21 protein-coding genes are annotated in these 19,262 nt (G+C 69.9%); 9 read left to right on the top strand and 12 right to left on the bottom strand.

The window, feature by feature from the left end; genetic code table 11:
* Positions 1-18: 18 nt before the first annotated feature.
* From AB0C30_RS17330 to AB0C30_RS17305, 6 genes are all read right to left on the bottom strand, one after another.
* On the bottom strand, positions 19-1,176 hold the full coding sequence (locus tag AB0C30_RS17330) for a S8 family serine peptidase (protein WP_357944413.1): 1,158 nt from the start codon (positions 1,174-1,176) through the stop codon (positions 19-21).
* Positions 1,170-1,970, bottom strand: a complete 801-nt coding sequence (locus AB0C30_RS17325; RefSeq protein ID WP_357944410.1) for a hypothetical protein — start codon at positions 1,968-1,970, stop codon at positions 1,170-1,172. Before AB0C30_RS17325 ends, AB0C30_RS17330 begins: the two co-directional genes overlap by 7 nt.
* 155 nt (positions 1,971-2,125) lie before the next feature.
* A complete protein-coding gene (locus tag AB0C30_RS17320) occupies positions 2,126-3,388 on the bottom strand; it encodes a S8 family serine peptidase (RefSeq protein WP_357944409.1) in 1,263 nt (420 codons plus the stop codon).
* Positions 3,382-4,101, bottom strand: a complete 720-nt coding sequence (locus AB0C30_RS17315; RefSeq protein WP_357944406.1) for a hypothetical protein — start codon at positions 4,099-4,101, stop codon at positions 3,382-3,384. Before AB0C30_RS17315 ends, AB0C30_RS17320 begins: the two co-directional genes overlap by 7 nt.
* Before the next feature lie 91 nt (positions 4,102-4,192).
* Positions 4,193-5,374 carry an adenylyltransferase/sulfurtransferase MoeZ gene (gene moeZ / locus AB0C30_RS17310; RefSeq protein ID WP_357944403.1) on the bottom strand — a complete coding sequence of 394 codons (1,182 nt, stop codon included), beginning with the start codon at positions 5,372-5,374 and terminating at the stop codon, positions 4,193-4,195.
* Positions 5,375-5,421: 47 nt separating this feature from the next.
* Positions 5,422-6,321 (bottom strand): alpha/beta hydrolase, encoded by a 900-nt coding sequence (locus tag AB0C30_RS17305; RefSeq protein WP_357944399.1) that lies wholly within the window; start codon positions 6,319-6,321, stop codon positions 5,422-5,424.
* Positions 6,322-6,727: 406 nt separating this feature from the next.
* Between AB0C30_RS17305 and AB0C30_RS17300 the strand changes: the two genes are divergently transcribed.
* Positions 6,728-7,084 carry a hypothetical protein gene (locus tag AB0C30_RS17300; protein ID WP_357944396.1) on the top strand — a complete coding sequence of 119 codons (357 nt, stop codon included), beginning with the start codon at positions 6,728-6,730 and terminating at the stop codon, positions 7,082-7,084.
* Positions 7,085-7,391: 307 nt separating this feature from the next.
* On the opposite strand, the gene AB0C30_RS17295 is transcribed toward AB0C30_RS17300, so the two are convergent.
* Positions 7,392-8,279: a Ku protein gene (locus tag AB0C30_RS17295; protein WP_357944393.1), complete on the bottom strand. Its 888-nt coding sequence runs from the start codon at positions 8,277-8,279 to the stop codon at positions 7,392-7,394.
* Positions 8,280-8,339: 60 nt separating this feature from the next.
* On the opposite strand from AB0C30_RS17295, the gene ligD (AB0C30_RS17290) reads away from it, so the two are divergent.
* The 5 genes from ligD (AB0C30_RS17290) (at position 8,340) to AB0C30_RS17270 (ending at position 11,366) form a co-directional block, all read left to right on the top strand.
* Positions 8,340-9,242 (top strand): non-homologous end-joining DNA ligase, encoded by a 903-nt coding sequence (ligD, locus tag AB0C30_RS17290; protein ID WP_357944391.1) that lies wholly within the window; start codon positions 8,340-8,342, stop codon positions 9,240-9,242.
* Positions 9,239-10,120 carry a non-homologous end-joining DNA ligase gene (gene ligD / locus AB0C30_RS17285; RefSeq protein WP_357944388.1) on the top strand — a complete coding sequence of 294 codons (882 nt, stop codon included), beginning with the start codon at positions 9,239-9,241 and terminating at the stop codon, positions 10,118-10,120. The genes ligD (AB0C30_RS17290) and ligD (AB0C30_RS17285) overlap by 4 nt, the downstream gene beginning before the upstream one ends.
* Before the next feature lie 33 nt (positions 10,121-10,153).
* Positions 10,154-10,366: a hypothetical protein gene (locus AB0C30_RS17280; protein ID WP_357944386.1), complete on the top strand. Its 213-nt coding sequence runs from the start codon at positions 10,154-10,156 to the stop codon at positions 10,364-10,366.
* 62 nt (positions 10,367-10,428) lie between these two features.
* Positions 10,429-11,049 carry a TetR/AcrR family transcriptional regulator gene (locus AB0C30_RS17275; RefSeq protein ID WP_357944383.1) on the top strand — a complete coding sequence of 207 codons (621 nt, stop codon included), beginning with the start codon at positions 10,429-10,431 and terminating at the stop codon, positions 11,047-11,049.
* A gap of 83 nt (positions 11,050-11,132) precedes the next feature.
* Positions 11,133-11,366, top strand: a complete 234-nt coding sequence (locus tag AB0C30_RS17270; RefSeq protein ID WP_225300631.1) for a DUF3107 domain-containing protein — start codon at positions 11,133-11,135, stop codon at positions 11,364-11,366.
* A 105-nt stretch (positions 11,367-11,471) separates the two neighbouring features.
* Here the strand turns inward: AB0C30_RS17270 and AB0C30_RS17265 are convergent, their stop codons facing one another.
* Positions 11,472-12,116, bottom strand: a complete 645-nt coding sequence (locus AB0C30_RS17265; protein WP_357944380.1) for a ferritin-like fold-containing protein — start codon at positions 12,114-12,116, stop codon at positions 11,472-11,474.
* A 337-nt stretch (positions 12,117-12,453) separates the two neighbouring features.
* Here AB0C30_RS17265 and AB0C30_RS17260 point away from each other — a divergent pair, with 337 nt between their 5' ends.
* The 3 genes from AB0C30_RS17260 to AB0C30_RS17250 all read left to right on the top strand — a co-directional run bounded on the left by AB0C30_RS17260 (position 12,454) and on the right by AB0C30_RS17250 (position 16,405).
* Complete coding sequence (locus AB0C30_RS17260; RefSeq protein WP_357944377.1) at positions 12,454-14,412, top strand: DEAD/DEAH box helicase; 1,959 nt, start codon at positions 12,454-12,456, stop codon at positions 14,410-14,412.
* Positions 14,413-14,583: 171 nt separating this feature from the next.
* Entirely contained in the window at positions 14,584-15,480 is an 897-nt protein-coding gene (locus AB0C30_RS17255) for an alpha/beta hydrolase (RefSeq protein ID WP_357944374.1), read from the top strand.
* A gap of 13 nt (positions 15,481-15,493) precedes the next feature.
* Complete coding sequence (locus AB0C30_RS17250) at positions 15,494-16,405, top strand: oxygenase MpaB family protein (protein WP_357944371.1); 912 nt, start codon at positions 15,494-15,496, stop codon at positions 16,403-16,405.
* Here AB0C30_RS17250 and pqqE read toward each other — a convergent pair.
* Genes pqqE through AB0C30_RS17230 form a run of 4 tightly spaced genes read right to left on the bottom strand, consistent with a single transcriptional unit; the run spans position 16,356 to position 19,262 of the window.
* Positions 16,356-17,513 (bottom strand): pyrroloquinoline quinone biosynthesis protein PqqE, encoded by a 1,158-nt coding sequence (gene pqqE / locus AB0C30_RS17245; RefSeq protein ID WP_357944368.1) that lies wholly within the window; start codon positions 17,511-17,513, stop codon positions 16,356-16,358. The genes AB0C30_RS17250 and pqqE overlap by 50 nt on opposite strands.
* Positions 17,510-17,797, bottom strand: a complete 288-nt coding sequence (gene pqqD, locus AB0C30_RS17240; protein WP_357944365.1) for a pyrroloquinoline quinone biosynthesis peptide chaperone PqqD — start codon at positions 17,795-17,797, stop codon at positions 17,510-17,512. Before pqqD ends, pqqE begins: the two co-directional genes overlap by 4 nt.
* Positions 17,794-18,465: a pyrroloquinoline-quinone synthase PqqC gene (gene pqqC / locus AB0C30_RS17235; RefSeq protein ID WP_357944362.1), complete on the bottom strand. Its 672-nt coding sequence runs from the start codon at positions 18,463-18,465 to the stop codon at positions 17,794-17,796. The genes pqqD and pqqC overlap by 4 nt, the downstream gene beginning before the upstream one ends.
* On the bottom strand, positions 18,462-19,262 hold the full coding sequence (locus AB0C30_RS17230; RefSeq protein WP_357944359.1) for an MBL fold metallo-hydrolase: 801 nt from the start codon (positions 19,260-19,262) through the stop codon (positions 18,462-18,464). Before AB0C30_RS17230 ends, pqqC begins: the two co-directional genes overlap by 4 nt.

Genomic DNA, 19,262 nt, shown 5'->3' with positions numbered 1-19,262 from the left:
CGCGACCATAGCGGATCTTTACTCTCTACGCTGATTGAGCACGATGATGGCCCCGCAGAACATCACCAGCGCCAGCAGCACGCCCCCTCCATAGAGCCACAGCCGCCACGGATCGGGCCCCGGGCGCGACGGCCCGGGCGAGTCCTCGCCGACGCCGAAGTGCCGGTCGTCGGGCACGGCGACCTCGCGCTGCTCTCCGGCCAGCCGTTCGGCCGCGTTGAGCGCGGCACCGGCGTCGACCACCCCGAACCCGGTCTTGTCGTCATAACCGGCGGCGGGCCGTCCCCGGGCGCTCGCGGCCAGGGCCTGCGCGACCTGCTCGGGCGCCATGGCGGGATAGCGCGACTTGACCAGCGCGGCCACCCCGGCCACGAGCGCGCTGGCCGAGCTGGTGCCCTCCGAAAGCTCGTAGCCGCCCTTGCGCTTGACGACGGGTACGCCCACCCCCGGCGCGGAGACGAGGACGGACAGGTTGTCGCTGCTGAACGTCGCGCCCTTGCCCTGCTTGTCGACGGCCGCGACGCCGATGACGCCCGAATAGCCCGCGGGGAAGCTCCAGAACGAGGTGCCGTTGTCCTTGGCGTACTTGGTCTGCCCGTCGTTGCCGACGGCGGCGACCAGCACGACACCCTTGCCGAGCGCGTAGGAGACGGCCTCGCGTTCGGACTTGAGCGGCCCGTAGGAGCCGATCGACATGCTGATGACCTTGGCGCCGTGGTTGGCGGCGTAGCGGATGGCACGGGCCAGCGGGCTCTCCAGCGCGCTCTGCTCCTCCTGCTGGGGGTCGATGGTGCCGGCGCCGGGATCCTCGTCGACCGCCAGGGCCAGGGAGAGGATGCCCGACTCCGGTGCCACGCCGATCAGCCCGTCGTCGGCCCCGGACCCGGCGATGAGGGCGGCCATCGCGGTGCCGTGCTCGCCGGGCTTGGCCTGGCGCTGGACGGTGGCCTCGGTCATGTCGGGACCGGCGGTCACGCGGCCGCGCAGCTCCTTGAGCTTGCCGTCGACCCCGCTGTCGACCACGGCCACGGTGACGCCTTTGCCCTTGGTGACCGTCCACGCCTGCTCGACGTTGAGCGCGTCGAGCACCCACTGCTGCTGGTCCCGGACGGGGGCGGCCGCCGGGGCGTGCAGCATGACCAGGGCGGCGGTCAGCGCGCGTACGACGGTCAGCACACGTTCCCCTGAGTGCAGGGCGGAACCTTCGGCGGGTCCGCCAGGAAGTAGGCGATCTGGTTGCCGATCGACTTGCCCGCCGGCCACAGCTCGCTGTGGAGGATCTCCTCGGGCGGGATGGCCGCCCGGGTCCTGCCGTCGGTGTAGCCCGCCGTCGAGAACACGATGTACGGTCCGGCGCCCACCCAGCCCGTACGCTGGCGCTGGTCGGCCCCGAACCGCTCGGTCACCGTGCCGGGGAAGGCCACGGGCAGCACGCCGACCCGGTCGTCCTGGGTGAGCTGCTCCGTCGCCGATAGCCTGGAGTCCTCGTCCTTGAGTACGGCCACGCCGACCGTGAAGACGAACATGGCCGTCTGATCCACGTAGGTGGCGCGGAGCATGGTCACGCAGCCGTTGTCGTCGAGGACGCCCGCCACGGACGGGTCGACGCCCTTGCCGCACTCGGTCTCGGGGGCGATGCCGACGCGCCGGGCGTATTGCTGGGCCTTGTCGAGCCCGACGTACTTGACCTCTTCGGGGAAGACGTCGGTGGCGGGCCACGCCTGCCAGCGCCTGGCGATCTCCTCTTGTTTGTACTGGTTCTGCTCGGCGGCGGTCAGCGGGCGCGACCGGGTCTCTTCGAGCAGCCCGATCGTGCCGAGCAGCACGAGGACGGCCGAGGCGACCACGATGGTGCCGACCAGCGTCACGAACAGACGGCGGAAGCGCACACCCTGCCGGAGCACGGCCTGCTCCACCCGCTCCTTACTCGCCAGCCTGTCGCGGCCGGTGGCGGCCGGCCAGGAGCGCACGCGAGAACGGCGGCCGGCTGGAGCACCGAGCGGGTTCCTTCGTCCCGATGTGGCTCCCCCGGCGCGCGGCAACCCTGAGGTGGACCTACGTGCCTTCACCACCGCCTCGTTCCCAGGCTCGGTTCGTGTCTATTTCGTCCCCCTTAGCGGGCGGATCATGCGTCTTGCCCATTCTGAGCGCGACGCACGCGTCTGACCAGGGCGAATATCGCCCACATGGAGGAGAGCGCGCCGAGGGCGGCCGCCAAGGCGATCGTCCCATAGACCTTTACGCGCGCTTGGTCCCTGTTGACGACCTCGATCCGGCCCGCCGATCCGCCGGCGAGCGGCCGGGCGGGGTCCTGCGCCTGCGCCCCCGCGGCCGTCTCGGTGTGCTTGGCGAGCCGGGCCGCCTCGGCGAGCGCCTTGGCGGCGTTGACAACGCCGAAGCCGGTGGCGGTGTCGTAGCCGCCCGGTGGCCGGTCGGTGGCGCTCGCCGTCATGGCCTGCGCGACCAGCGGCGGCGACATCGCCGGATATTTGGCCTTGATGAGGGCGGCCACCCCGGACACCAGCGCGGTGGCCTGCGAAGTGCCCCTGCCGACCCAGTACTCGTCGTCGGGGCCCGCGCCCATGATGTCGACGCCGGGCGCGGCCACCAGCACCGATGAGTTCCAGTTGGAGAATGTCGCCCGCCGCAGCCGCCGGTCCGTCGCGCCCACGGACACGACGCCGGGGAAGGCGGCCGGATAGGAGAAGGGGGCGAATCCCGTCTCATCGGGCTTGCCCGCGCCGTCATTGCCCGCGGCGGCCACCAGCACGACGCCCTTGGAGATCGCGTAACGCACGGCCGCCCGCTCCTCAGCGGTCGCCAGATCCTTGGAGATCGACATGTTGATCACGCGCGCCCCCCGATCGACCGCGTAGCGAATGCCCCTGGCCACCACGTTCTCGAAGCGCACGGCGGTGTTGAACTCCCTGAACCCCGGCTCCTCGTCTTCCAGTATCACCCGGACCGACAGCAGCCGCGCCTTCGGAGCCACCCCGATCACGCCGAGCTTCCCCCCGTGTCCGTGGCCGTGCCCGGCGATCAGCGAGGCCATGTACGTGCCGTGCAAGCGACGCGGCGGCACGTCCGGCGGGTTGGCGCCCTCGGTGAAGTCCTTGCCCACGGTCACGGAGCCGGCCAGGTCGCGGTGGCCGGGATCGACGCCCGAGTCGAGCACGGCCACGGTGACGCCCGCGCCCTTGCTGATCCGCCACGCCTTCTTCAGCTCCAGCGTGCTGATCACCGGCTCCTGACCGCCGCGCACGTCGTCCGCCAGCGCGGGCGCGGCGTTGAAGAGCCCCGGCGTGGGCCCGGCGCTCAAGGCCCCCAGCGCGGATCCGGCGCTGAAGAGGAGCGTCGCCGTGATGAGCACGGCCGCGCGGGTCAGCACCGCCACTCCTGGGAGGCGCAGTCGGGCATCCGCGGCGTGCTCAGGTCGGCCAGGATCCGCTCGGAGATCTCGCCGGCGAAGGCGAAGATGGCCGGCCGCTGCTCACCGACCGTGCGCGCCGGACGGCCGTCGACCTGGCCCGCCGTGGTCAGCACGAGGTACGGGCCGGCCTGGCGTACCGAGCCGGCCTGACGTACGGAAGGGGTGAAACGGTCGGAGACCGTGTCCCGGAAGGCCACGGGCCGCAGGCCGGGCACGGGGGCGCCGGCGGCGGAAAAGGCGGACTTGGCGCGTACGGCCTTGGGCTCGTCGGGCAGGGCCACGACGCCGACGGTGACGAGCACGCCCCGCAGGGCGTCGATGTAGGTGGCGCGCAGCACCCCCAGGCAGCCCGCCTTGCGCAGGGCCTTGGCGGCTTTGGCGTCGACGGAGTCGGCGCAGGTGACGGCCGGTGAGATGCCGATCCGGCTGGCACGTTCGCGGCCGCCCTGCTCGGCGGAGTAGGGCAGGCTGGCGGGGAAGATGCGCCCGCTCGCCCAGGTGCGCCACCGCTCGGCGACCTCGCGCCTGGCCGCCGAGTGGAGTTCGGCCGGACTCGGGCCGCGGGACAACTCCGCGCCCGCCACACTGGCCGCGACCCCGGCGGCGACCGCGCAGACCATGGTCAGCACGGAGGCCGCCACGAGAGCGGGCCAGGGGCGGGCGTCGTCCACGGCATCGACCTTAATGCGGGCGACCGGGCGCCATCCGCAGAAACCAGACGCCAGTGGACGGACTCACGGAACGGACATCACGGAAAAAGTATCAGTAGGAGGGCAGGCTGGGATCGACGGTCGCGACCCAGCTGAGCACCCCGCCGCCGACGTGCACCGCGTCGGAGAACCCGGCGTTCTTGACGATCGCCAGCGCCTCCGCCGAGCGCGCGCCCGACTTGCAGTGGAGCACGATGCGCTTGTCCTGCGGCAGCTTCTCCAGGGCCGAGCCGTTGAGGAACTCGCCCTTGGGGATCAGCGTGGCGCCGGGGATGGAGACGATCTCGTACTCGTTGATCTCGCGGACGTCGACGAGGAAGATGTCGTCGCCGTTGTCCTGCATGGCCTTGAGCTCGCGGGCGGTGATCGTCGAGCCCGTTGCGGCCTCGGCGGCCTCGTCGGAGATCGCGCCGCAGAACGCCTCGTAGTCGTCGAGCAGCTCGGTGACCGTCGGGTTCTTGCCGCACAGCACGCACTCGGGGTCCTTGCGGACCTTGACGTCGCGGTACTTCATCTCCAGGGCGTCATAGATCATCAGCCGGCCGACCAGCGGGTCGCCGATGCCGGTGAGCAGCTTGATGGCCTCGTTGACCTGGATGGAGCCGATCGAGGCGCACAGCACGCCGAGCACGCCGCCTTCGGCGCACGAGGGCACCATGCCGGGAGGCGGGGGCTCGGGGTAGAGGCAGCGGTAGCAGGGGCCGTGCTCGGCCCAGAACACGCTCGCCTGGCCGTCGAAGCGGTAGATCGAGCCCCAGACGTACGGCTTGCCGAGCAGCACCGCGGCGTCGTTCACCATGTAGCGCGTGGCGAAGTTGTCGGTGCCGTCGACGATGAGGTCGTAGCCGGAGAAGATCTCCATCACGTTGTCGTTGGTCAGCGCCGTGTTGTGGACGACGACGTTGACCAGCGGGTTGATCTCGCGGACCGTGGCCGCGGCGCTCTCGGCCTTCGGCCGGCCCACGTCGGACTGGCCGTGGATGATCTGGCGCTGCAGGTTGGACTCGTCGACGACGTCGAAGTCGATGACCCCCAGCGTGCCCACGCCCGCCGCCGCCAGATACATCAGCGCGGGCGAGCCCAGGCCACCGGCGCCCACACAGAGCACCTTGGCGTTCTTCAGCCGCTTCTGCCCGGCCATCCCCACGTCGGGAATGATCAGGTGGCGCGAGTAGCGGCGCACTTCGTCGACGGTCAGCTCTGCGGCCGGCTCGACCAGCGGTGGCAACGACACTTTCTACGCTCCCGTTCGAGGGGGACTATCCCATCCACCTGTGAAACCTAGTTGGCGAGTGGGGCATTCCCCAACCGTGTCTCACCGATCAGACGGCGGGCCTCCGCGGCGACCACGCGGGGCGTCTCCATCATCGCCACGTGCCCGGCTCGCGGCAGGAGTACCAGTCTGACCTGCCGGAACGTACGGGCCGCCTTGGCGGCCATGGCGGGGCGCACCAGGCGGTCGTGTCTGCCGTGGATGATCAGGGTGGGCGCCTCGATCAGGGCGGCCTGGCGCCACAGGTTCGCCTCGCCGCGGCGGAAGTACTCGGCCACGATGCCCCGGGCCGAGCCGATCATGGCGGCGGCGGCATGGGGCAGCCCGTCGCGCCTGCGCTGCTCCTCGATCGCGTCGCGCAGCCGTAGCGGATGGACCGCGGCGACGTCCGCCCAGACCATGGCGAAGGAGGACCTGATCCGCTGCTCGGCGGGGATCAGCTGGAGCTTGCCCGCCACCCACTCGCCCAGCCGGGGCAGTGCCGCGGCGGCGATGCGCATCGGGCCGTACCTGGGCAGCAGGTCGGGCAGCGCCGGCGAGATGAGGACGAGCGAGCGCACCAGGTCGGGGCGGGTGGCGGCCACCCTGACGGCGACCGCGCCGCCCATCGAGTTGCCGAACAGGTGGGCGGGACCGGTCTCCTCCAGCAGGCCGATCACCGCGCGGGCGTGCGCTTCGATGGTGTAGTCGCCGTTCGCGGGTTCGGGTGAGAACCCCGCGCCGGGCAGGTCAATGGCGTAGCCGGTGACGAGGTCTTTCAGCTCGTCCATCAGGTCGGTCCAATTGGTGGCCGCGCCGGCCAGGCCGTGCACGAAGACCGCCTTCTCGGGGGCGCCTTCGGGGGTCTTCCTTACGTGCACCGACCCGAACATCCGTCCTGGCCAGTGCGGGATCGGTGCTGCAGTCATGCGTCCTCCTCGCCTCCTCCAACGATAACCGCCGTCGCCCTCCAGCCTACATTTCGGATAAATGCTCCTTTATTGGCATTTATCGGTACGCGTTTCGCGGCCTTTAGCCGGATTTCTCGGCGGCGCCTCGCTTCCGGGGCCGTCGCCGCGAGCCGGAATCGGGGCGACCGCATCGCGGACGACCTGCCCCCATAAAACGGACAAATCATTTCATTTCATTTCATAAATGCTTAATAAGAGCAATGAGAGAGTTAGCGTATAGCAAAACACAACTACGGCCGTTTATCCCGCCGGAACGTCGGAAATAAATCAGCACGGATGACGCATTCAATGTCATCCAAGATATTTACCGTTCACTCCGGCAAATATCTGGAACAGGGCAACCGATCCTTTAGGGGGGAATTCAATGCCCAAGTTCAAGAGTGTCATCGCAGGGCTTGTGATCAGCACGGGTATGTCCGGCGGCCTCATCAGCCTCGGCGCCCTGACCACCGCCACCTCCGCCAGCGCCACGACCGCCTCCGCGAGCACCAGCGCCTCCACCTTCTCGTGGGGCTGTGGCCGTCGCTGTGGCGGCTGGGGCGGCTGGGGCGGCTGGGGCCGTCGCGGCGGGCACCGCAGTGGCCGGGTCAAGGTCCACATCCACCTGCACAACAACAACCAGAACACCGTGCGTACGGACTCTGACGCCGACGCCAACGCTCGCTCGTTCAACTTCGAGCGTGAGGAAGAGGAGCGCGCTCGTCGCGAGGCGCTTCAGTAACAACTCGGAGACGGCCGATCCGGTCGTCGAGGAGATAGCCATGCAACCGGTTACGCGGTTGAGGTGAGCTCCGGACGCACCGCCGAGTGCCTGTGTTCTCGATAAAGGACACAGGCGCTCGGTAAAAGTCGCCACGCCAACGCGTCCGGGCTCGGCGGGAATTAATTCCCATGGCATTTCGGGGGAGCAGTGAAGCGGAATTCCTCCGGCCAAGCCTCCCCCTCCGATAAATGCGGGGCGCCTTCGGCATTTGATGCCGAAGGCGCCTTTGCATTTGCGGTGGCGGATCAGCATTTGCGGTGGCGGATCAGGCGGACTTGCGGGCCTTGCGCTTGGGGGCGGCCTTCTCCCCCGTGTCCTTGTCCCCCGCGTCCTTCGACGCCTTGGTGGCCCGCTTGGGCTTGGCGGCCTCGCCGGAACGCTCGCGCTTGGCCGCGTCGACGCTTGCCCGCAGCGCGGCCATGAGGTCGACGGCGGGGCCCGCCTCCTCCTCGCCCTCCGGCGGCGCGATGACCTCCCTGCCCTCCACCTTGGCCTCGATCACCTGCTGCAGGGCCTCGCGGTAGGCGTCGTGGTGCTCGGTCGCGTCGAAGTCCGCCTTCATCGTGGTGATGAGCGACTCGGCCATCTTGAGCTCCTGGGCCCGTACCTCGATGTCCTCTTCGAGGAACCCGAAGTCGGGCACGCGGATCTCGTCCGGCCAGTACATGGTCTCCAGCACGAACACCCCGTCACGCACCCTGAGCGTGGCCAGCGACTCCCGCTGCCGCAGCGCCACCTTGACGACGGCGACCTGCCCCGAGCTCTCCAGGGCGTTGCGCAGCAGCACGTACGGCTTGTCGCCCTGGCCGTCCGGTTCCAGGTAGTACGACTTGGCGAAGTAGATGGGGTCGATCTGGTCGGCCGGCGTGAACTGGAGGACGTCGATCCTGCGCGAGGTGCTGAGCGGCAGATCCTCGAAGTCCTCGTCCGTCAGCACCACGATCTCTCCGGTGGCCAGTTCGTAGCCCTTGGCGATGTCGGAGTAGGGGACCTCTTCGCCGTCGACCGTGCACACGCGCTTGTAGCGGATCCTGCCGCCGTCCTCGCGGTGTACCTGGTGGAAGGTCACGTCCTTCTGCTCGGTCGCGGAGTAGAGCTTCACCGGGATCGTGACGAGGCCGAAGGAGATCGCCCCTTTCCAGATGCTGCGCATGGGCACTCCTCAGCTCTAGCGGGCTCGCCCTATGGGCACATACCCGTCATGGTGCAACCAATGCCATACCCCATCGAACCAATGCTCGCCGTACCCGGACAACTACCGGAAGATCGCGAGCGGTATGGCTTGGAGGTCAAGTGGGATGGCATCCGCGCCATCCTCTACCTGGACCGTGAACTGAAGGTGACGGGAAGGCACGGAGTCGAGTACACCCGCCGATATCCCGAAATTTCGGGGTTCGGGGTGAAGAATGCGGTGATCGATGGCGAGGTGGTCGCGCTCGATCCGCGCGGGCGGCCCAGTTTCGTCCGGCTGCAGCACCGCATGCACCTCACCGACCCGGAGGAGGTGATGCTGGAGCTGTACCCGGTCACGTACCTGCCGTTCGACCTGCTCTACCTCGACGGCACCACACTGCTGGATCTGCCGTACCGCGACCGGCGCAGTCTCCTCGACGAGCTGGAGATCGGCGCCCCGCCATACTTCTCGGGAGATTCCGACCTGCTCGCCGCCACCCAGGAGCAGGGCCTCGAAGGCGTCGTCGCCAAGCGGCTCGACTCGCCGTACCGGCCGGGCACGCGCTCGCCGTCGTGGATCAAGGTGAAGCACCTCAGTACGAGGGACGTCGTGATCGGCGGCTGGAAGCCGGGCAAGGGCCGCAGGTCGGGTGGGATCGGCTCGCTGATCATGGGCGTGTTCACGGAGCACGGCCTGACGTACGTCGGTCACGTCGGCACCGGCTTCACCGAGGCCGTGCTCGACCAGCTCCACGCGTTCCTGAGCCCGCTGGAGATCCCCCGCAGCCCCTTCCAGAACGTCGTCCCGTGGCGCAACCGCTGGGTTAGACCCGAACTCGTCGGGGAGGTGGCCTACACGATGTGGACCGACGATCTGCGGCTGCGCCACCCGGTGTGGCGCGGCCTGCGCCCGGACAAGCTCCCTTCGGAGGTGACGCTGTGAGCCCAGCGAAGGTCCCGGTGCGGGTCGACGGGCGGCAGCTGGTGCTGACCAACCTGGACAAGGTGCTCTATCCCGAGGTCGGCTTCACCAAGGCCGAGGTGATCGACTACTACAGCCGCGTCGCCCCCGCGCTCCTGCCGCACCTGAAACGCCGGCCGCTCACCGTCAAGCGCTACCCGAACGGGGTGACCGGCCAGTCCTTCTTCGAGAAGAACGCCCCCGACCACACCCCGGACTGGGTCAGGAGAGCCACCCTGCCCGTGCCGGGCAGCACCAAGAACCGCGACGAAATCGACTTCGCCGTGATCGACGGCCTGCCGTCGCTCGTCTACTACGCCAATCTGGCGGCGCTGGAGCTGCACGTGCCCCAGTGGCGGGTGTCCGACGACGGTGAGGCGCTGCCGCCCGACACCCTCGTGTTCGACCTCGACCCCGGGGCGCCGGCGACCATCGTCGAGTGCTGCCGGGTGGCCCTCATGCTGCGCGAGGTGCTGCGCGCCGACGGCCTCACCGCCCGGCCGAAGACGAGCGGGAACAAGGGCATGCAGCTGTACGCGGAGTGGGACGGCCGCGAGGAGCCCTCCGCGTACGCCAAGAGACTGGCCCAGCTACTGGAGAAGGCCCACCGCGACCAGGTGGTCAGCGTGATGGCCAAGAAGGCGCGCCCCGGCAAGGTGTTCATCGACTGGAGCCAGAACAACCCGGCCAAGACCACCGTGGCCCCCTATTCACTGCGCGCCGGGCCACGGCCCACGGTCTCGACGCCGCTGCTGTGGAAGGAGGTCGAGGGCTGCGAGCATCCGGAGGACCTGGTGTTCGCGACACACGACGTACTGGCCAGAGTCGAGGAGCACGGCGACCTTTTCGGTCAGGCGTAGTCTGGTTCCGTCCGCACCTAGAAGGGGACTGCAATGTCGGAGATGGACGTACGTGGGGACGACCTCCCCTTCGACGAGCTGGAAGAGCTGTCGATCGAGGCCCCCGAGGCCGACGCCGCCGAGCAGCACCGTGACGTGCGCGACGCGGAGGGCGGGAGCCCCCGCGAGACCCCGCTGGAGGTCGATCCAGCCGACGCCGCCGAGCAGTATCGCGAGGTGGACCTCGATGATGACGACTATCGCTGATGAGTCGTTGAGTCGCACGTAGGATGTCCGAACAGCCGACTCGGAGCCCCATGGAGACCAGCGTGACCGCAACCCCGGACGCCAAGCCCCGGGGCACTCGGCTGCCCCGACTAGCCCGCCGCCGGCAACTGCTCAGCGCCGCGCAGGAAGTGTTCGTGGAGAACGGATATCACGCGGCCGCCATGGACGAGATCGCCGAGCGGGCCGGGGTCAGCAAACCCGTCCTCTACCAGCACTTCCCCGGCAAGCTGGAGCTCTACCTCGCGCTGCTCGACCTGCACGTGGACGACATGGTCAACCGCTGCCGTGAGGCGCTGGCCTCCACCCATGAGAACAAACTCCGCGTCCAGGCCACGTTCAGCGCGTTCTACTCCTTCGTCTCCACCCAGGGCGAGGCGTTCCGGCTCGTCTTCGAGTCCGACCTGCGCAACGTGGCGCCGGTGCGCCAGCGGGTGGAGCGCTCCCTGCGCGAGTGCGCCGAGATGGTCAGCGCGGTGATCCAGGAGGACACCGGCTGCACCAGCGACGAGGCCCACCTGCTCGGCGTCGGGCTGGTCGGCATGGCCGAGGTGAGCGCCCGCTACTGGGTGACCACGCAGGGCTCCATCCCGAAGGACGCCGCCGAGCAGCTCATGGCCCGGCTGGCCTGGCGCGGCATCAGCGGTTTTCCGCGTACGGCTTAAACCCGTTCGCTGGGCGCGATCATCGGCGATTCCTGGCTCACCAGCGGCGACGATGGGAGGAGCCAGCCCCGTCGAAAGGGAGCATGATGGAAGTCAAGATCGGCGTACGCTCCGTACACCGCGAGCTCGTTGTCGAGACCGACCTGTCCTCCGAGCAGGTCGAAGAGGAGATCAGAAAGGCGCTCGCCGCCGATCGTGGCGTCTTCTCCATCACCGACGCGAAGGGGCGGCGCGTGATCGTGCCGGTCGCGTCGATCGGCTTCATCGAGATCGGCGAGGACGAGTCGAGGCCCGTGGGCTTCGGCGGCACCCTCTAGCGCCTCCGCAGCGACTCTCCAGCGGCTCAAGAGCGGCTCAAGCGGGGTGCGGCGGCACACGCCGTACCCTCGCTCGAGCCGCGCGCTCACGGGGCGCGGGACGGTTCAGAGGCCGAGGGCGGCCATCCGCTTGCCGTGCTCCTCGGTCAGCTTGGCGAACAGGCGGGAGATCTGCGTAGGGTCGTCGGCCGCCGGGCCGACCACCAGCAGCGCCAGCTCCGGCCGGGCCGCCGCGACCTGCTGCCCCTGGCTGAGCGCCTCACCGACCAGCCGTCGCGCCCACAGCGCCAGCCGGCCGCTCACCGCCGGGTCGGCCGCGACCCCGGCCCTGACCCGCTCCACCGCGAACTCCGAGCGGCCCTCGTCCACGAGCACCTCGTCGACCAGCTTCGCGATCGACGGTTCGAGGTGCCTGGCCGCCTCCCGGTAGAAGTCGAGCGCGATGCCCACGCCCACGTACGCCTTGACCAACGCCTGCAACCAGTCGGCCGGGGCCGTCTGGGTGTGCCAGGCGTCCAACGCCTCGACGAACGGCGCCATCGACTGCTCGGGATCGGCGCCGAGTTCCGTCAGCCTGTCGTGCAGGAGACGAAAGTGGGCATATTCGGCTACGGCCAGCTCGCTGAGCGCGGCCTGATCGGCCAAGGAGGGGGCCAGGGAGGCCGCGTCCTCGGTCATCCGCGCGAAGGCGCTGAGCTCGGCATAGGCCAGCACACCGAGCAGATCGACGACTCCTGGAGACTCGTTCATGGAAGGCAGCGTACTTCGGGAACATTCGGAAACTCGGCCAACGTTGTGGTATCGAGTACACTGCTCTGTGAAAGTGCGACCGCACTGTGTTAATTCGGGGGAATTCCCCGTTAACCCCCCGCTTCCGGGTCTGCGGTCGCGATGACGCGAGAGGGCTGGCTCTACCGCGAGGACCCAGGCACGGGGTTTGTTTTCCGCCCGTCGGTCCCGGCAGGCCCGCCTTCATTTGAGACTGAGGCAGGCCACGCTGACGACTTTCCGAGACCTCGGAGTCACACCAGAGATCGCTGATGCCCTCGAGACCGAGGGCATCACCACACCGTTCCCCATCCAAGAGATGGCACTCCCGCTCGCGCTGAGCGGCCAGGACCTGATCGGTCAGGCACGCACAGGCACGGGAAAGACCTACGCGTTCGGCATCGCGATGCTCCAGGGCATCGGCAAACCGCGTAAGAACCGTAAGAAGCCACGCGGGCTGGTCGTCGTGCCCACCCGCGAGCTGGCCGTACAGGTCAGCGAAGACCTGGTCACCGCGGCCGGCAAGCTCGGCTCGCGGGTCCTGACCGTCTACGGCGGCCGGGCGTACGAGCCGCAGGTCGAAGCGCTCAAGGCCGGCGTCGACGTGATCGTCGGCACCCCCGGCCGCCTGCTCGACCTGGTCAAGCAGAAGCACCTCGACCTGAGCCAGATCACCTCGCTGGTGCTCGACGAGGCCGACCGCATGCTCGACCTGGGCTTCCTGCCCGACATCGAGCGGATCTTCAAGCTGATCCCCGAAGAGCGGCAGACCATGCTGTTCTCGGCGACCATGCCCGGCGAGATCGTCGCGTTGTCCCGCAAATACCTCAACCGGCCCACGCACGTACGGGCCGAGCACGAGAACGGCGAGGGCGGCGAGGGCATCCCGCACCCGCAGGTACGCCAGATCGTCTGGCGCGTCCACCGCATGGACAAGATCGAGATCGTCGCCCGGCTGCTCCAGGCCGAGGGCCGCGGGCTCACCATGGTCTTCTGTGAGACCAAGCGGGCCTGCGACATGGTCGCGGAGCAGCTCGAGACCCGCGGCTTCGCGGTCGCGGCCGTCCACGGCGACCTCGGCCAGGGCCAGCGCGAGCAGGCTCTGCGCGCGTTCCGCAGTGGCAAGATCGACGTGCTGGTCGCCACCGACGTGGCGGCGCGCGGCATCGACATCGACGACGTCACCCACGTGGTCAACTACGACTGCCCCACCGAGGACAAGACGTACGTGCACCGCACCGGCCGCACCGGCCGGGCCGGGCGCACGGGCATCGCTGTCACGTTCGTGGAGTGGGAGGAGCTGACCCGCTGGAAGATGATCAACCAGATGCTCGGGCTCGACTTCGCCGAACCCGAGGAGACCTACTCCACTTCGCCGCACGTCTTCACCGAGCTCAACATCCCCGAGGGCACCAAGGGCGTCCTGCCGCACGCCAGCCGTTCGCGGGCGGGCCTGTCGGCGGAGCGCATCGAGGACCTCGGCGAGACCGGCAGGACCCGCACGCGCAACGGCGGCCGCCGCCGTGACGAGCGGGAGGGTCGCCGTGACGAGCGGGAGGAGCGTCCGGCGCGCACGCCGCGCCAGCGCCGCCGCACCCGCGGCGGCATGCCCATGGAAGAGGGCACCGCACCCGTCGAGACGCCGGAGGTCGAGCCTGTGCCCAGTCGCTCCAGCAAGGCGAGCGCCCGAAAGACGGAGGAGACACCCGCCATCATCTCAGCGGACGAGATCGAGGCGGCCGCCGAGCCGCGGCGCGGTCGCACTCGGAGGGGGGCCGCGACGGCCGCCATCGAGAACGCCCTCGCCGACGCCCCGGAGGCCCCGCTCACCGAGCGCGAGCCGGTCACCGAGCAGAAGCCGGCCCGCAGGGCGTCCCGTGCGTCGACCCGCGAGCCGGTCGCTGAGCCGATCGCTGAGCAGGCTCAGGCCGGCGAGCGCCGGCCGGCCCGTACGCGCAAGCCCGCCGCCGGGCGGATCGTCGAGCAGGCTCCCACTGTGGAGCGGATTGTGGAGGAGCAGGTCGTGGAGGAGCGGGTCATGGAGCGTGCACCGATCGCCGAGCCGAGCTTCCTGTCCACGCCGCAGCCCGCGGCGCGCCAGGAGCCGGAGCGCATCGTGCCGGCCAGCCCGTTCATGGTGATCTTCCAGTCACCCGACCTGGCCACGGACGACGACGACATCGCCCCGTCCGCGGCCACCGAGCGCAAGCAGCAGCGCCGCCAGCCGCGTGGCGGCGGCAACAACGGCGGCGGTGGCAACCGCCGTCGCGCCGGCTAGACCGCTCGGCCTCTGGCCGACGCAAGCACGTCGGCCAGACTCCTGGCAGACGCAGGCACCTGACAGACGCAGGCGCGCACCGCATCCCGCGGTGCGCGCCTGCGCCGTTTCGCACCAGCGTGGGGAGTATGCCGGTGTCGAGGCGCTGACCTCTGGGTATTGTTGCCTCACGTGAGTACGCCGCGCTTCCTCGACCTGCCTCCTGGCGTTGCACCACAAAAGATAGAAACGTCCCAGGGCACCTTCGCGGCCCTTGAGGCGCTTCCGGTCAGTGGTGTGGTGGAGCGCTGGCCCGCGCTCCTGGTTCCCGGTCTGACCGGCAGCAAGGAAGACTTCATCGCGATCCTGCAGACCCTGGCCCAGTCGGGCCGCCGGGTGGTGGCCGTCGACCTGCGCGGGCAGTATGAGACGCCCGGTCCCGACGACCCGGCCGCCTACTCGTTCGCCGCGCTCGGCGCCGACGTCGACCTGCTGGCCCAGACGCTCGGCGGCGCGGGCGGCGAGCCGATGCATCTGGTCGGGCACTCCTTCGGCGGCCTGGTCGCGCGCGAGGCGGTCATCGACGGCCGGACGAAGTTCGCCTCGTTCACCCTGATGAGCTCGGGGCCGTCCGGCATCGTGGGCGAGCGGGCGCGCAGTGGCAAGACGATCATGAAGGAGCTCCCCACCCTGGGGCTCGAACACCTCTGGTCCACCAGGTTCGAGCCCGAGGCGCTGGCCAACGGCGTGCCCGACGAGATCATCGCCTTTCTTCACAAGCGCCTGCTGGCCAACTCCCCCACCGCGCTGTCGCGCATGGCCGAGCAGGTGCTGGCCGCGCCCGACCGTACCGACGAGCTCAGGCAGATCGAGGTGCCCACCCTCGTCCTCTACGGCGAGCGCGACGACGGCTGGCCGGCCGAGCTGCAGTCGGAGATGGCGGCCCGGCTGGAGGCGGAGTGCGTGGTGCTGCCCGGCGCGGCCCACTCACCGGCCGTGGAGGCTCCGGAGACCACTGCCACGGCACTGGTCCGGTTCTGGAACGCCGCGGAGCATCAGCAATTGGACATTCGATCCAATGATCTGTAACCATGTACTTACTATGACGAGCATCGAAGATATCGTCGTCCAGCCGCCGCACAGCGTGACCTGGCTGGTGCACCTCGACCGCGCCATGTGGGTCGGCGGCGTGCGCGGTTTGATGCTCCAGGCGCTGCATCCCCTCGCGATGCGCGGCGTCTGGCAGAACTCCAATTTCCAGGAGGACCCGTTCGGCCGCCTGCGCCGTACCGCCGACTTCGTGGGCCGCGTGACGTTCGGCAGTCCGGCCGAGGCCGACGAGATCGGCCGGCGGGTGCGCGGCATCCACAAGAGCCTGCGCATCAGCGACCCCGACACCGGCCGGACGCACCGGGTGGACGACCCCGAGCTGCTGCTCTGGGTGCACTGCGCGGAGGTCTCGTCGTACCTGGAGGTGGCCAGGCGCGGCGGGCTGGGGCTCACCGAGCGCCAGGCCGACGCCTACCTGCGGGAGCAGCGAAAGAGCGCCTCCTACGTCGGCCTGCACCCCGAGGACGTGCCGGGCTCGTGCGCGGAGATGGACGCCTATTTCAAGCGGGTACGTCCCGCGCTGCGCGTCACCGAGGAGGCCGCCGCGACCGTGCGGTTCCTGCTGTGGCCGAGGCTGCCGCAGGAGTTGCGGGCGCTCACGCCGGGCAAACCCGCCTATTTCCCGTTCGGCGCGCTGTGCTACTACTCGCTGCCGGAGTGGGCCAGGCGGATGTACGGGGTGCTGCCGGCGGTGCCGCGGGCCACGGTGACGGCCGGGCTGAGAGCGTTCCGGCTGGCCATGAACTCCTTGCCCGAGCCGCTGCACGACCACGCGTTCATGCCGGCGACCAGGGAGATGCTGCGGGCCGCCCGCGAGCGGCTCGCCGCCGCCGGCTACGACACCGGCAAGGGGCTCAGGGGGCTGACCGATCCGCGCCGCCGGCCGAAGGCGCTGGCCGCCTGACGGTCCCCGTGCCGCCATCTGCCAAAGGCGCCCTGAAGGTCTCCGTGTCGGCACCCACCGTAGGCGCCGGTCGCCTGAAGGTCCATGTGCCGCCGCTCGCCAGGTCGTCGAGGAGATGGTGGTCGGGTGACAGGCGGCAGGCCGGGTCGGTGCGGCTCGCGTCGCCGGTGAGGGCGTACGCCTGACAGCGGCACCCGCCGAAGTCGAGCTCCTTGCGCGGGCAGCTCGCACAGGGCTCGCCCATCCAGTCGGCGCCCCGGTAGGCGTTGAAGGCGGGCGAATGCTCCCAGATCCAGCCGATCGAGTGGTCACGGGCGTTCGGCAGCTCCAGGGGCAGGGCGTAGGCCGCCGGGCAGGGCAGCACCCGGCCGTCGGGCGCGACGGTGATCGAGATCGCGCCCCAGCCGCCCATGCAGGGCTTCGGCACACCGTCGAAGTAATCGGGGATCACCCAGATCAGCTCAACATCCGTCTTTTCCCGATATTTCGTGACTGTGGCCTCGGCGCGGGCGAGTTGCTCCCTGGTGGGCAGCAGCGCGGTCCTGTTGAGCAGCCCCCACCCGTAGAACTGGGTGTTGGCCAGCTCGATGCGCTCCACGCCCCACGCCAGCCCGAGCTCGATGATCTCGCCGACGGCGTCGAGATTCTCCCGGTGCAGCACCACGTTGAGCCCGAACGGCAGCCCGCTCGCCGCCACGGCGTCGGCGGCCCGCTCCTTCCACGCGAACGAGGCGGCGCCGGCGATCCGGTCCGACTCCGCGCTCGTCGCCGACTGGACCGAGAGCTGCACGCTGCGCAGTCCGGCCGCGGCGAGTTCGCCGAGCCGCCGTTCCGTGAGCCCGACGCCGCTGGTGACGAGCTGGGTGTAGACGCCCTCCCCCGCGGCCGCCGCCACGATCGCCGCCAGATCCGGCCTGAGCAGCGGCTCCCCACCGGACAGGTGGGCGTGCACGACGCCGAGCGCTGCCGACTCGGCGAACACCCGCTGCCACTCGGCGGTGCTCAGCTCACTCGACCTGGCCGCCAGCTCCGTCGGGTTGGAGCAGTACGGGCAGCGCAGCGGGCACGCGTGCGTGAGCTCGGCCAGCATGGCCCACGGGGCGCTCATCGCACCCACCCCTCGGCGCGCACCCGGTCGAGGAACTCCACCACGTCGGCCTCCGCGCCCTCGGGAAGCTCGGCGACGATGTCGGCCACGGTCCGCTCGCCGTCGCAGAGGCCGACGATGGCCGCCGCCTCCTCGTTCAGCACGACGATCCGCTCAGGCACGATCAGCAGGTCGGCCTGCCGTACCGGATCGTGGCGCAGCATGGCCGCGCGGGACAGCACGGGGCGCCAGGTGGCCGGCGCTGTGGTCGGCTCGGCCGTCGGGCCGGTCGTCGGCTCGGTCATCGGTAGGCCCCGTCCACCGCGTCGAGCAGCGCCCACAGCACGTCGCACTTGTAGCCGAGCGCCGCAATGGCCCTCTCCTGGTCCGTACGGGACCGTGCCCACTCCAGGACCAGGGCCAGTGCTTCGCCGCTGTCCTGGCGGCCCTGAGAGACGCGTACGCGGAAGTAACGCAGCCCCTCGGGGTCGATCCACGGGTAGTGCCGCTCGAAGGCGGCGATCCGGGTACGCATCAGGTCCGGCGCGAACAGCTCCGTCAACGAGGCGGCCACGGCTTCGAGCGCGGAGCCGTTGCGGCACAGATTCACGTAGCCGTCGACGGCCAGCCGCACGCCCGGCAGCACGCCCTCGCCCGACAGCAGCAGGGCCCGGTCCAGTCCGGCCGCCTCGCCGAGCCGCAGCCACCGCTCGATGCCGCCTTCGCCCGGCGCGCTGCCGTCGTGGTCCTGGATCCGGCGCAGCCATGTCCTGCGCAGCTCGGGCGTGGCCAGCTTGGCGAGGATGAACGCGTCCTTGATCGGGATGTGCCGCTGGTAGTGGAAGCGGTTGAGTATCCAGCCCCGCAGCTCGTCACGGGTCAGCTCGCCCGCGTGCATGCGCTGGTTGAAGGGGTGCAGGTGGTGGTAGCGCTTCTCCGGTACGGCACGCAGCTCGGCCTCGAAGCCGTTCACAGGTCGATCACCATCCCGTCGGCGGCCACGTCGATCCCCAGCTCGGCGAGCACCTTGTGCTGCTCGGCCGCCGGGTCCACGAGGGGGTTGGTGTTGTTGAGGTGGGTGTACAGGCGGCGGCCCGGTAACCGGGACAGGCGCTCCATGGTCGCCTCTATCGGGAGGTGGCCCATCTGGGTGGCGGTCTTCGCCGAGATCCCGGTGCGGCGGGGCTCCTCGTCGTCCCAGAACGTGCCGTCGATGATGACGCACTCGGCCTCGTCCAGCGCCTCGGGCCACACGCCCATGGCGGGCGCGTACACCACGGCTCCCCCCATCAGGCGCAGGGCGGAGACCCAGTCCGGAGCCTCCGGGGAGTCGGCGTACCGGGGTCGCTTCGCCGATATCGGGATGAGGTCGGCCTCGGCCCAGGAGATCCGCACGTACGGGCGGAGGATGTCGGCGAGGGGCCGCAGCGCCTGCCGTACCACCGGGGTGCAGCGGACCTCCAGCTCGTCCGCCTCCCTGAGCCTGAGCAGGCCGATCGTGTGGTCGAGCTCGGCGTCTGTGAGGATCACGCCCTTCAGCGGCGACTCGCGCGGCCCCGGCCCCGGCCGCAACCACGCGCACGCCTCGATCTGCTCGGCGATGTCGGGCGTGGCGTTGACGACGTAACACCCATCGTCCATTTGTACGGCCAGGCTGGCGTGGCGTCTGCGGCGGCCCGGATGAGCGCGTGCCCCGGAGCAGCCAGGGCACGCGCAGTTCCACTGGGGCACGCCGCCACCGGCCGCGGTGCCGAGCACCTGCAGTCGCAT

The sequence above is a fragment of the Nonomuraea sp. NPDC048901 genome (assembly GCF_040649695.1).
Lineage (GTDB): Bacteria > Actinomycetota > Actinomycetes > Streptosporangiales > Streptosporangiaceae > Nonomuraea.
This window is presented reverse-complemented; position numbering and strand designations above follow the sequence as displayed.